Genomic DNA, 13,112 nt, shown 5'->3' with positions numbered 1-13,112 from the left:
ATTATATTGGCTGATCAAACCAATGACGCTTCACCACACGCTGAAATTATTCAAGGAAATGAAGAAATAAAACGTGTTACTCATCAACAGGAACCTACTTTAGCCGCTCTTCCTATCCAAACTGAGCTTCCTATCGCAGATTTCAATTCCGAGAAAAAATCGACTCCCCTACCATCAGAGTCTGCTTATAAGCGCCATTCCCAAAAGGGGGGAAAGAGGAAGTTTAACAGCGGGAATCAAGCTAACAAACCAAAGACCGATGAAATTTCCCCAGGCAAGATGCTTGAATTTAGGATTAAGCGATTAATATTTAATCTGGGGTATTATCCAAGAATGGATATCGATATGAAAACTTCACCTGACGACTCTGCAGACAAAATCACGGACTTGGATGTGTATGGAGTTTACATTCACAAAGACTTTACTACAAAAACTATTTGGGCAGATTGTAAGTCAGGTGATGTTAAAATACATGATAGACTTTCGTGGATAAAGGGGATTATGAGTACGATTCAGATAAATGATGTTCTGCTTGTGGCTAATAACATTAGAACGTCTGTCAAACAACATGCAAGGAAGTCAGGAATACAAATTCTTGATATGCGGGTACTCGAAAAGTTAGAAAATGACTTTAACATTCGTAACGATGATTGGAGAGGATCTTGGAATCCCAAAACTCAACATAATAAAATAGTCAGTCTAGCTAAGCTAGCAATACCTACAAATGAACCGTATAAGAAGATAGCAGGCTTTATATCTTCTGACTATTGGGTCATGGATAACTATTCCAAGGCTAAAAAGTCGATAACCGCATTACGTGACTTAGCGACTGTAGCCACACTTCCATTAAGCGGTGACCAATTACAGACTGTAAAATGGGCTATTTTTGAGTTGATTTCTCTAGTACTGCTTGCCGTATTAAATATCTCTAAGGAACTTTATTATTTTAATGAGGCAGAGAAGAAGGAGACAGTCTATGATGGTTTAGCATCAGGTGATGTTCCAAATAAGAAAAGAGCCGAAATATTTGATGCAGCGTTTCGAGTAGCATATAGTATGGTTCAGAATCAAATCCCTGAGTTTCAGGCACCTCTCAAAATGCCAACATTTAATTTAGCCCCGCCAGGATACTCTGAATCATTTTTCGATCTAGTTTTACGAATTACTAATAAGCCCAACTATTACTTTGACATTTTAAGATTTATTGACTATATACTAATGGAACATGACCTAACGGATAAGGTGCTGGTAGCCTCCGAATTAAAGGCTATGTTTAGTAATTATGATGATCTTGTAATTGGAGCAAAAACAGTACTCCATACAATCTGCCAAATTACCCATCTGCCTAGAGATATGTTTTCATTGATAAAATAATCGCAAATACAAACAGGGACATCACAAAAATCCCCAATGTGATGTCCCTTCGTTTTCCTCCTTAGAATTAATCAGTAAATGTATTTTTTTTCATCCATTAGGCCCCTAGTGAAACAAATATGAGAGATTTGTCATTCTAAAACCCAAACTTATACAGCAATCATCAAATATAAAATGCTGCTCAGATGTGATGGATTTTCAATTAGATATTTTGTATCCCAGGTTTTTCAAATGTTTCACATATAGCGGTGGCAATACAAACTTGGCATTTATTTGTATCCAATCTTCTAAACTACCTGTGTAGCTATGTGGGATTTTTTTAACTAACGCAAGAGCGACAGTCCGAGTTATTCCCTTTGAGATTAGTTCCAGTCCTCTAGGGTTATCGGTTCCCATTTCTATCATATTGCATAGATTAAGTATGTACTTATGACTCTCTATTTCCTCATCACTCATAAAGTATCTTAAAGTGTCCGCCCAAAGCTTAAAGTATTTTACCATTAGAAATCTAACATTTTTATTTATACTTTTGGTTATTCTTCTGACAGCAGTATCTACTTTCTCTACCGTCTCTTCTTCAGAAAGATTCTCAAGTTCTCTTTCTATTAGCACTTTATATGAAGACCCACGAATCCAAGGAACTGCATCTCTTACTATCTGGCGTATAGTATAGCTTGCATAACTACTATTATTGTTTGCCTCTGAGACAATATCGAAAAAATGGTTTAATGCTTCAGTAACATATTCAAACTGTCCATAAAAGTTTTTATCTTTAAATTCCATTCCCCTTTGTTCTTGCACACTTATCATATCTCTTGTATTAAAGGGCAGCGCAGTAATTAGCCATTGATATATCCCATTTTGCTGAATGTTTCTAAAAAAACTATCTTGTAAAATAGGATCTATCATTGGATTTAGAGCAAGCAACTCTTTCGGTATAATCATAGATGCTGAGCTTTTTTTCAACTCTGTCAGAATCATTTCAGCATCCGTTTGTTCAACTTTTCGAATTGCTAGGTAGTCCGTTAGTTCTTCCTCACTTTGATTTAGCTTATGACGTAGAATGCTTATTGTATATGCAATTCCCTCATTAGCTTTTATATGCAGAGGATTCATCGTTAATCCCAATTTCAATTCATCCAAGTTTTCTGTCATTGCTCGACTTGTTGCGGAAACAATTTCTTTAGAGAAATCATTTGTTAATTTTTCCTTGGCCCAAGGTTCTTCATCCAGTTCTATACAATAGATAGAACCATATAGATGTTCTGACATTCTTCCAGCCCTACCGATTAAATTCCCGAAATCAAAATCACTTAAATTATTGCTCGCTGCTTTAGGTTTTATAATAAACATTTTCTTTGCAGGCAAATTGACCCCCTCAAGGAGAGTTGAGGTACATACTAAATTCTGTATATCCTCACTGTTAGAATAAATATCTTCTATTTCTGTTCTAGCTATATCAGGAAGGCCTGAATGATGAAAAGCCACACCTTTTTTTAAGCACCTAATCAAAGAGTATTTTTCATGAACCTCTTCCGATAAGTAGGCAATTAATTCATCGATTCGCTCACCAGTTGTTTGGCTCGTATTTGATGAAGTATTTTCAGATATTTTTATTGCCCAGTTTTCAGAAGTGTCAGTACGATGAGAATATATAATATTTTTACTATCACTTCCAAATACGCTTACTATGTTTGCAAGCGCCTCGCCTGGATTATTTTTTATTTTCGAAAAAAAACTTGATTTGGTTTTCACATTAAATTCAAGTAATCTACCTGAAGGACTAATTACACTTGCCTTTAATAATTTCCTATCTTGCTTAGAAGCGCTTATTACAGATTTTAATTGAAATACAGAAGATAATCTTGTTATTTGGGGGCTAACACTATTTGTACTAAGTTCATGTAATAAGTTTTCTGATCGCTCTAAATACGGTCCTGCAGTTACCAATTTTGCCTTTGGCCATCTTCTATGTAATTCCTTAAGGATATATTCAAGCAAAATACCTCTGGAGCCCTTTTCAATGTTTTGTATTTCATCAATAAAAATCACATTAATATCTGTATATGAATCATTACTCATGTTTACTTCAAGTAATTTCAAGCATCTCTCTGGCGTAACAACGATAACTTCTTTTTTAGATATTTCGTTAGTTTCTTCATTCCCAAATCCTGTTCGTACTATTATTCCTTCATCATTTAAATTTTTCTTAAAACTTGCACTTACTTGATATATTAATGCTCTAGAAGGCACAATGTATACTGCCCGAAAAGCATCTAATTTCCGACTCCTATTGATCAAATAATTTTGAATAATGAAAGATTTACCGGATGAGGTTGGTGCAGAGATTGCGATATTGCTTGGTTCCTCTTGAAGTGCTTTCCATAGTTTTTTTTGAAATCTTGTTGAAACAAACTCATGATTGTCTATATTAATTATTGAGTCAAACCTTTGTAAGCCCATTTCAATATCCAACAATGTGTTAAACGAATTTGAGAAGTTCCCCTTATTAAACAACCCATTTAAGTGCTTACTTAAAGGAATATTACCGGTTCTTGATTGAGTTAAATAACAATTCCTTAAATACAAATCATTATTATATTGTAAATAACAAAGCGTCGAAAAATTCAAGGCTTTTTGTTGATGAGCCTCATCAGGGCTTAATGCCAGTATTGATGACAACCAGTTTGCTTTACGAAGCTTTTCTTTTGGGATTTCAATTAATTGTTGTTGTATGTTATTATCAAGAATAAATTGATTTTTTGTAAGAATATCTATAGAATCATTTAATACTTCATGATTAAATGCAGAATCAAAGGTGTTGCTCATAGTTTAACTTCCACCTCCTAATTTATCTAGAACTTACGCTTTTGAGGTTGGAGATGTATATGCAACTCCATGAATCGCTTGATACATAGTATGTCTAAGTTGCTTTACACTTGTGGTGGGTAAAAAGAAGAAATCAAGAAATACTGTTTTAACTTTCGGATGATCCGTTAATTTTGATTGAATATTTTTTACTAACTCCGGTATTCTCTTCTTCATTCTCTTACTTAAGAGAGACTCCCCGTCCAAATGTCCTTTGCAAGCCACTTCAATATCACTAATATGCTGATCTTCATAAATAATTAAAATGGGATGCACCAAGTTATTTTGTTTATAAGTTTCCGTTTTCGGAGTAAAACTATCATACAGATAATCCAATTGTTCCACAGTTAGGTCTTGTCGAAGAATTTGACTAGCTATTATTAATTCATGTCGAAATTGCGAAGTGGTTTCCAAATTAGAGTGAAATCTTTCAATAGAACCAAGTGCATGTGTAATTGCAGTTGTTGCTTCGAGCTCAATTTTCGATTCACCAATAAATAGAGAATTAGAGCCATTGTACTCTCCAAAAAATATACCGTCCCCTCCTTTTACTTGATCACGGGTATTCGTCAGCAGAGTCATTTTGTGTGCAATCATAGGTGCTTTCAAAACAGATTCAGTAAACAAGTATAGTAGCAATTCTCCATACTTACCGTCATTTTCTGGATTAGTGTCACCAAAATATTGCATAGCTCGCCTATAAACATCTATTCCCTCAGCTTCGAAACGACTAATATCTTCAGGAGGAAATACAAATTGTTTAATATAATCAACTATTCCTTCGACAAAACCCATTATCTGATATTGTGTTCCACTGAACTTTAAACTATAGCTCCTCACATTAATCTTTGCCTCATTATGAGCCTCATTATGATTAAGATAATCCTTTATCCATCGATCCGAAATCCTAGTACATTCGGCCCAATTTAAATTCACCCTATCACCCCGCACCTCTAAATGATCTATACTACTTACTTCGACACTTTCCGTCATTTTCCTTTTTTCGATAATTTTAAGCCTAGTTACTTATTGACTTTCATTATCCGCACGTAAATACTAGGATTAAAATTCAACGGCTTGAATCGGATCTTGCTCGGACATGTTGCAGTAGCATTTTTTCAAGGTCGCTTCAATAGCCTATTGCTTTTCCCTCCTTCTATGTGTCAATAGGCAGTCCTGATTGCGGGGGTTGTATGTATGATTTCTCTTTCTGCAATGTCTTATAACGGAAGTTGTCTGTAATGTAATTGGAATGGCAACACTCATCCACCGGAATACTCACAATACGCTTGGCTGCCATTCATCAGCGTATAACCCGTGATTCATAAGCTGGGATAATCAAAGTTGATGCGAAAGAAAGCAGCAATAGCGAAGTGAGGATATAGGGAGAACCTTTGCTACACAATGGTTCAAGGCATTTTTAAGGTTTAAAAAATGTTTTCGCATAATTCGATGTTACTGAAGTGCTATGAGAAACTCGACAATTCAATAGTCTTTCCATCTTTGAACCATTCAATATTTGAGCAACTCATAGTTGCCATATTAAAAGATAAAAAGGCACCATACTGATATTTTAAATCATTATATTTAGAGTCTGTGTATGCCTTTAATTTGCAGTAATCATAATCCTTTGTAATTGAGCTGTTTGATTTTTTAATTTCGATAATAAGTATGTTTCTATTTGATCTTCCACGTTTATGGACTATTATGTCTGGATACACCGAGAACTCATAATATTCTTCCCCATCTATTTCATGAATTCTTGGATTACTCTTAATTCCAGGCAGTTCTTTTATTTCATTATGTATCACAAGTATTTTTTTCAATTCGGCTTCATTTGAAGCATTTCTATTAAACTCACAATCAACATCATAAAAGGAACCGAATTCATCTTCTAAGTAAGAAGCTATCTTGTGAGATATTGCCCGTTCACTAACATTCTTCTCTAAAAGATACTTGTCTCTATCTAAAAATTCTTTTATAGAATTATTTAATGCTCTCTTGATATATGAAAATTGTACAGCCAACTTATTCACCTCTTTTATTTTCTTCGCATTTCAGGAAACACCGTAAATTCACATACTTCACAGAATCAACATATGCGTCGCGATCTAATTGAGCTCTCAAGTGGAATAATAATATTAGCCAGGCATTCATAATTAACATTCCAGCCTTCATTCAAAAAAGAATGTTTTATGCCGATAATCTACTACAATTCATAGCGTAATTTTTCAAACTCTTCTCGGGTAGCTCCAATCGCTTCATTGCCCCATATAATCCTGCCAAAATGGGCTTCATGATCGAGATCGCAATCAAAGCCAAACTTCCGGTAATAATGCTCCAATCTATCAATGTGATCCCAATCAACCCCTGATATTATGCCGGTGATATACCGGACTTGCAGGTGGTCGACTAGCTGCATGATGGCAGTCATCAGGATCGAACCGTAGCCACGGCTAACGTGATTGCCTTTAATTTTGATGTCAGAAATTCGCATGAGCTTGTTCTTATGGTAAAAGAACAAGAACGCATTCAAATCGGGAGTTTTTATCCCCTTTTGGGATACGATCTTGATACACAAGTGGATAGGCTGATCTTCTAGTTCATTGTGGTCATGATGGTGTAGACGATAGATCATGACGGTCTCGCCATGCCGAGTTTTATCGACATGGATTACCTTGTGTCCGTCTTTTGCGATATCAACGGTTCGCCATTCGACTTCATAATTGATGTCGCCCTTGCGCTTCAACGGGATCGATTTATGTTCACGATCAAGATCAGGGAAGGGATCTCCGGTTCCGAATAAATTTTTGAACATTCTACAAGGCACCTTCTTTACTTAACTGTCAAGTTGATTGCTACAAATTTCGCCATGAGTCGTGTAAAAACCTGCTAATTTGAGCAGAGCTTTCAAAATTAATCCCCCTTAAGCCCCTCAAACATATAAGTGAACTCCTTATGAACCGATTCAAAGCAACTATTGCATACAAGGAGAGTTTTATCTCCCAAGCCTAAAAACATCGCCTGAACTCGATAGGAAACGTCGGGGATTGGATCTAAAGGCAACAAGCTGGAAGCGCATGCCCCACAAGAGCCATGAAGCCGCATATAACATTCGATACAGAGTGAACCAAGATCATAAATCAAATGGCTAAACAACTTCACAGCTTCGTTAGAACAGAAAGAACAACATTTCATTTCAATACCTCCAGTTTTAGTCGAAACGCAAAAAACCACAGACCTTGCCTGTTATTTAGGCAATATCTGCGGTGCTTCCGCTTCAATAGAATATTCGATTAGCTTTAATATAACGGAATGTCAAAAAATAGGCAATCTTTTTTAAATCAACAATGCTCTGTTAGACTAGCTTGTAAAAAAAAACCAACAAGCTGACCAACGCAATAGACTTAAACTTGACTGATTATTCAACAAGAGGTAAGCTTGCAGCATCAGCTTCGTATATCACGTAAAAATCAGGTGCGTATTTCTTTTTCTGCACATATCCTGCAAACGCCTGGTTCGTATATCTGAGCTGAAAAAATCAAAGTTATGCGAAAACAAAGCGACAAAAGCGAAGTGAGAAAACAGGGAAAAGCCTTGCTGCGCAAGGGATTATGGCCTTTATGAAGGGTCGAAAAATGGTTCGCATAATATGGTGTTATACGAAAGACCACCTTCGTTTTGCAAGGTGGTCTTTCAACGTTTTGATGCTTATTCATTTTCAAGGTTCATGCCATAAATAGCATAAGAATAATGATTCTTGTATTCTAAAAATCACTCGTCATGTCCACCCATTTCAAATCCAAAACAACCTTAACCATAATCGTATCTCTCAATACCTTATTCTTATAGTCATCGTCATCTTGCACAAATGAGAAATACTTCGCAGAATGCTGAAAACTATAGACTTCTAAGTATCGATGCGACATATCCCCACCACGCACTCCACATGCGCCGTCTGAGGAAACATATCTACCGGCTGGACCCATTCCAGACGGTAGCCGTTCTCCAGCAGCACCTTGCAATCCTTCGCCAAGGTGGAGGGATTGCACGAGACATAGACCAGCCGTCGCGGCTTCGACTTGACGATCGCCTGAAGCAGCGGCAATTCGCAGCCGGTGCGCGGCGGGTCGACGACAACGACGTCGGGACGCACGCCTTGCGCTACCCACTCCGGCAGCAGCTGCTCGGCACGTCCCTCGTAGAAGCGCGTATTCTCGATGCCGCTCGTCCGGGCATTGTCCCTCGCATCGCTGACCGACTCCGGAATCAGTTCAATCCCTCGCACCTCGCACGCATGCGGAGCCAGCCACAGGCCGATTGTCCCCGTGCCGCAGTAGGCATCGACGACCAACTCCGTTCCCGTCAGCTCTGCCGCCTCCCGCACCGCATCGTACAGCTTCACCGTCTGCTCCGGATTAAGCTGGAAGAAGGCGCGTGGCGACAAGGAAAATTGCACGTCCCCAAGTGTCTCCCCCAAGCGCTCCTCCCCCCATAAAATAGCCGTCCGCTCGCCGAAGATAAGCGGCGACTTGCCCTTGTTGACATTATGGGCAATCGTCACCACATCGGGAAGCTCGTCGCGAACTCGCTGCACAAGCCGTCTGGCATCCGGCAGCCGATCTGTCACCGTGATCAGCGTCAATTGCACCTTGCCCGTCTCGGTGCCGACCCGGGCCACGATCGTCCGCACCGCTCCTTCTCTCTTCCGCTCATCGTAGATGGGAATATCCAGCTCCGCCATTATGCGCTTCACGCCGTCAACTGTACGATTCACGGCAGGATGCTGGACCGCACAGCCGCTAATATCCACCAGCCGATGAGAGCCCGCAGCATACAGTCCCGTTATGATCTCTCCCTTATACTGTCCCGTCTGCAGCTGCGCTTTGTTCCGGTAACCCCACGGATTGCCCATTCCAATAATCACTCGTAGCGGCAGATCCTCCAGACCGGTATAGCGCCGGAAAGCCTCGCGTACGATTTCTTCCTTCGCCTCCAGTTGGGCATCGTATGTCATATGCTGCAGCTGACAGCCGCCGCAAGTGTCGTATACTTCGCACATAGGCTCCTGCCGTTGCTTGGAGCGCTTCTCGATTTCCACGACGTCCGCAGACATATAGCCGCGCTCCACTCCCGACACCTTCGCCTTGACCACCTCGCCGGGCAGTGCTCCTTTTATGAATACTGCCTTCCGCTTATAGTAGCCGACGCCTTCCCCGTTAATGCCGATCCGCTTAATGGTGACGACGATGCGGTCGCCCGCCTTCACCTGCTCCGCCGAAGTCCCGCCGTTCCTTTCACCAGCAGGCCTGTTCCCGGCTCTCACTTGCTCCCGTCCTGCGTGACCTTTGCCGTGATGCGGCCGCTTGCCTCCCGCTTCCGTTGGCCGACTCGTCTTCCTCTCACCGCCTCCGCTTCCCGCCGGCTTGCTCGACCTTCTCTCACCGCCTCCGCTTCCCGTCGGCTTGCTCGACCTTCTCTCACTGCCTCCGCTTCCAGTTGGCTTGCTTGACCTTCTCTCACTGCCTCCGCTTCCCGCCGGCTTGCTCGACCTTCTCTCACCGCTTCCGCTTTCCGCCGGCTTGCTCGCCCTTCTCTCGTTGCCACCGCGTTTGCCATGCTTGTTCTCGCCTTTCATTCGTCACTTCTCTCCGTTTCCGCCAATGTTCCTTCCACTATACCACAGCGCAGAACTTTTCCCAACGCATGAAAAAACCGACTTGATTTCTCCGGCCGAACCGCTATAATAAGTCGTAATATCTTGGAACGGGACAGTAGGCGGTGTATCCAGTTGCACAGCGAGCCGGGGCGGTGGAAGCCGGTCAACGATCATTAGCCGAAGAGGACCCGGGAGATGGCTTGCCGAACATAGGGTGCAGGAAGCTGCCTGTATTCGCACAGTAGGGAAGTCCGGCGAAGCGCCGTTATCGTACGAGAGATCCGATGCGCGCATCGCACCGGATAACAAGAGTGGCACCGCGGGTCAACCCCCGTCTCTAACAGAGACGGGGGTTTTATGTATTTCAGAGGAGGAATCGATAATGGACATGAATCAGATTACCCGGCTTATCTCGCCGCATGTGCCTCTGCCTGAAGAGGAAGTGAGAGAGCTGCTGCAATACCCGCCGAACCCGGAGATGGGCGACGTAGCTCTGCCCTGCTTCACATTGGCGAAGCTCATGAAGCGGAGTCCGCAGCAGATCGCACAGTCGCTGGCAGACGCTATCGAGCATCCGGCTATTCGCGCCGAAGCGGCTGGCCCTTATTTGAACTTCAAGCTGGACAGAGCGGGCTTCGCCGAAGCGCTGATCAGGGCGGCCGCATCCGGCCAGTTCTGGCATGTCCCTGCAGAGCGTCCGGAACGCATCATCATTGACATGTCTTCGCCCAATATCGCCAAGCCGTTCGGCATCGGGCATCTGCGGTCGACGATGATCGGCAACGCCGTATCCCGCATTTTGCGCGAGATCGGCCATGACACAGTCAATGTGAACCATCTGGGTGACTGGGGGACGCAGTTCGGCAAGATGATTGCCGCCTATATGAGATGGGGCGATACGGTGGATCTGGAGCAACAGCCGATTAAGGGCTACTTGCAGCTCTATGTGCAATTCCACGATGAAGCGGAGCGGAATCCTCAGTTGGAGGAAGAAGCCAGAAGCTGGTTCCAGAGGCTGGAGGCCGGGGATGAGCAGGCAACTTCTCTATGGCGCTCCTTCATTGCGGAGAGTATGCGGGAGTTCAATAAGCTGTATGAGCGGCTGGGCGTATCCTTCAATCACGTGCTGGGCGAGAGCTTCTACAATGACAAGATGGATGCGGTTGTGCAACAGCTTGCGGAGCAAAGTCTGCTGGAGGATAGCGATGGCGCCAAGGTGGTGCGGCTGGAAGAGCAAGGCATGCCGCCATGTCTAATTCTCAAGTCCGACGGCACCTCCATCTACGCGACCCGAGATCTTGCGACTGCCCTGTACCGTCATCGGGAGATGGGCGGCGACCGTCTCCTGTATGTCGTAGGCGGAGAGCAGACGCTTCACTTCCGTCAGGTGTTCCAGGTGCTGAAGAAGATGGGCTGCGATTGGGCGGAGCAATGCCGCCATATTCCGTTCGGATTAATGCGGCTGAAGGGGCAGAAGATGTCCACCCGGCGAGGCCAGGTCGTCTTCCTGGAGGATGTGCTGAACGAAGCGGTCGATAAGGCGCTGGTCAAGATCGAACAGAAGAATCCATCGCTGCATAACAAGCGGCAGATTGCGGAAGCTATCGGGCTCGGAGCCGTCGTCTTCGGCGATCTGAAAAACTCGCGAACGCTGGATATCGACTTCTCGCTTGAGGAAATGCTGAACTTCGACGGCGAGACTGGGCCGTACTTGCAGTACACGTATGCCAGAACGGCCAGCATTTTACGCAAGGCGGAGGCTGGGCTGCATGCTGCTACCGGAGGACTGGGCAGCACACCGTCTGATGATGACAGCTCGGCCTCTGCAAGCCGTACGGATGCTTCACCAGCAGTCGATACGTCAACGTCACCGTTACCGCAGATGGACTATTCGCAAGCGGAGAATCCTTATGCATGGGCGCTCATCACGACGCTGAACCATTATCCTGAACGGCTGCTTCAGGCGGCGGAACGCTACGAGCCATCCGTGCTGGCCAGATACCTGCTGGATCTTGCGCAAGGCTTCAACCGGTATTACCATCATGTGAAGGTGCTGTCCGGCCAGCCATCGGAAGTCCGCATGAAGCTGGAGCTGGTGAGCCTGGTGTCGCAAGTGCTGCGGAGAGGACTGCATCTGCTGGGCTTGGCAACACCGGAAGAAATTTGAATCGTTCTACGAAGCGGGCTTAGTTCTTTTTCTATGACGCTCTCTCCTTTTCATCGATGATCGGGAAGAGATGGAGAGGGCGATTCCGCGGTATTTCGACGTCAATAGGTATGTTCAATCTCCATGCGGCAATATATAGATTCTGCAGCAGCGAGAACCATTCTTCATCGGAAAATGCGTAATTTTTTGTTTTGACGGTACAGTTCTTTCCATTCCTCAGTTCGAATCTGATCTCTCTGCCTCCGCCGTTTTCCCGGCTTACTTTGCAATCTACAGTAATGCTTCTAATTTGATCTGCGGATAATTGTTTCTTACCAGATAAGATGATCCGGTTTTCAAAATCTGCGACGATCAGCCCGGCCTTTAACCTTCTGTAAGCAATTGTCAGGCGAGTCTCGCTCGATAGGGACGTATCCTTGCCCGTTTCCAGCTTTGCCGTTGCTTGCAGCGCCTCCACTCTTCGCTTATTTTGCCGTTCGTTACATTCAAACAGTCGGTCTTCAAGCTTATAATGGCTCTCGATATTTCTCATAGGCAATTTAATGATCTGGTCCGATATATAAAGACGGTATTCTCTCAACCAGTACAAACCACCGAGTTTGATTTTGAATAGTTGTTCCACCCCGATCAGATCATCGAAAGCAATATCGAAGGAACGCTCCCGTATCGAGAATTGAATCCGTTCATTCGTCATTACAATGGAATAAGGAGGCAGCAAGTAGCCATAAAGCATTGTTCCACTCAAATACAAAGCGATGAACAGGAAAATTCCCGAAGCAACGCCCGCTAGCGGCTTTAGATCATTCGATAGAAAAGATAACCATTCTATTCGAGGTAATTGAATCAAGAGGAAGATAACTGAAAAAATAATCATAAAGAAAAGGGATACACCTAGCGAGAAAACAGCAGTAAATCCAATAGATTTCATTAGCGGTTCTCTCTTCAGCGTTTCAGTAATTGCTTCACTCACTTGCTCACGTTTACGTTGTCGTTTTGTGCTTGCACGATTACTCATCATTCTTCCCCTTCCTGTTACTCTCTCCC

The 13,112-nt window shown here is 43.2% G+C and carries 8 protein-coding genes and 1 other annotated feature; of the genes, 2 read left to right on the top strand and 6 right to left on the bottom strand.

The window, feature by feature from the left end:
• Positions 1 to 6 precede the first annotated feature (6 nt).
• Positions 7 to 1,374, top strand: coding sequence for a hypothetical protein (locus M6D81_RS04680; protein WP_262675666.1), 1,368 nt, complete (start codon positions 7 to 9; stop codon positions 1,372 to 1,374).
• A gap of 198 nt (positions 1,375 to 1,572) precedes the next feature.
• Here the strand turns inward: M6D81_RS04680 and M6D81_RS04675 are convergent, their stop codons facing one another.
• The 5 genes from M6D81_RS04675 to rlmD all read right to left on the bottom strand — a co-directional run bounded on the left by M6D81_RS04675 (position 1,573) and on the right by rlmD (position 9,880).
• The gene (locus M6D81_RS04675) at positions 1,573 to 4,203 is read right to left on the bottom strand and encodes a DEAD/DEAH box helicase (protein ID WP_262675665.1); all 2,631 of its coding nucleotides are present in this window, start codon (positions 4,201 to 4,203) and stop codon (positions 1,573 to 1,575) included.
• Positions 4,204 to 4,236: 33 nt separating this feature from the next.
• On the bottom strand, positions 4,237 to 5,178 hold the full coding sequence (locus tag M6D81_RS04670) for a HamA C-terminal domain-containing protein (protein WP_262675664.1): 942 nt from the start codon (positions 5,176 to 5,178) through the stop codon (positions 4,237 to 4,239).
• Between the two features lie 530 nt (positions 5,179 to 5,708).
• Complete coding sequence (locus M6D81_RS04665) at positions 5,709 to 6,269, bottom strand: hypothetical protein (protein ID WP_262675663.1); 561 nt, start codon at positions 6,267 to 6,269, stop codon at positions 5,709 to 5,711.
• A 182-nt stretch (positions 6,270 to 6,451) separates the two neighbouring features.
• Complete coding sequence (locus M6D81_RS04660) at positions 6,452 to 7,060, bottom strand: hypothetical protein (protein WP_262675662.1); 609 nt, start codon at positions 7,058 to 7,060, stop codon at positions 6,452 to 6,454.
• 1,092 nt (positions 7,061 to 8,152) lie between these two features.
• The gene (gene rlmD, locus M6D81_RS04655) at positions 8,153 to 9,880 is read right to left on the bottom strand and encodes a 23S rRNA (uracil(1939)-C(5))-methyltransferase RlmD (protein ID WP_262675661.1); all 1,728 of its coding nucleotides are present in this window, start codon (positions 9,878 to 9,880) and stop codon (positions 8,153 to 8,155) included.
• Positions 9,881 to 9,995: 115 nt separating this feature from the next.
• Positions 9,996 to 10,243 (top strand) — a binding site (T-box leader).
• A 40-nt stretch (positions 10,244 to 10,283) separates the two neighbouring features.
• Between rlmD and argS the strand changes: the two genes are divergently transcribed.
• Positions 10,284 to 12,068: an arginine--tRNA ligase gene (gene argS, locus M6D81_RS04650; RefSeq protein ID WP_262675660.1), complete on the top strand. Its 1,785-nt coding sequence runs from the start codon at positions 10,284 to 10,286 to the stop codon at positions 12,066 to 12,068.
• A gap of 31 nt (positions 12,069 to 12,099) precedes the next feature.
• On the opposite strand, the gene M6D81_RS04645 is transcribed toward argS, so the two are convergent.
• On the bottom strand, positions 12,100 to 13,086 hold the full coding sequence (locus M6D81_RS04645; protein WP_262675659.1) for a hypothetical protein: 987 nt from the start codon (positions 13,084 to 13,086) through the stop codon (positions 12,100 to 12,102).
• Positions 13,087 to 13,112: the final 26 nt, after the last annotated feature.

This window comes from Paenibacillus sp. J5C2022 (assembly GCF_025567625.1).
Lineage (GTDB): Bacteria > Bacillota > Bacilli > Paenibacillales > Paenibacillaceae > Pristimantibacillus.
The sequence above is the reverse complement of the archived record's forward strand: the minus strand, read 5'-3'. Positions and strand labels throughout refer to the sequence as shown.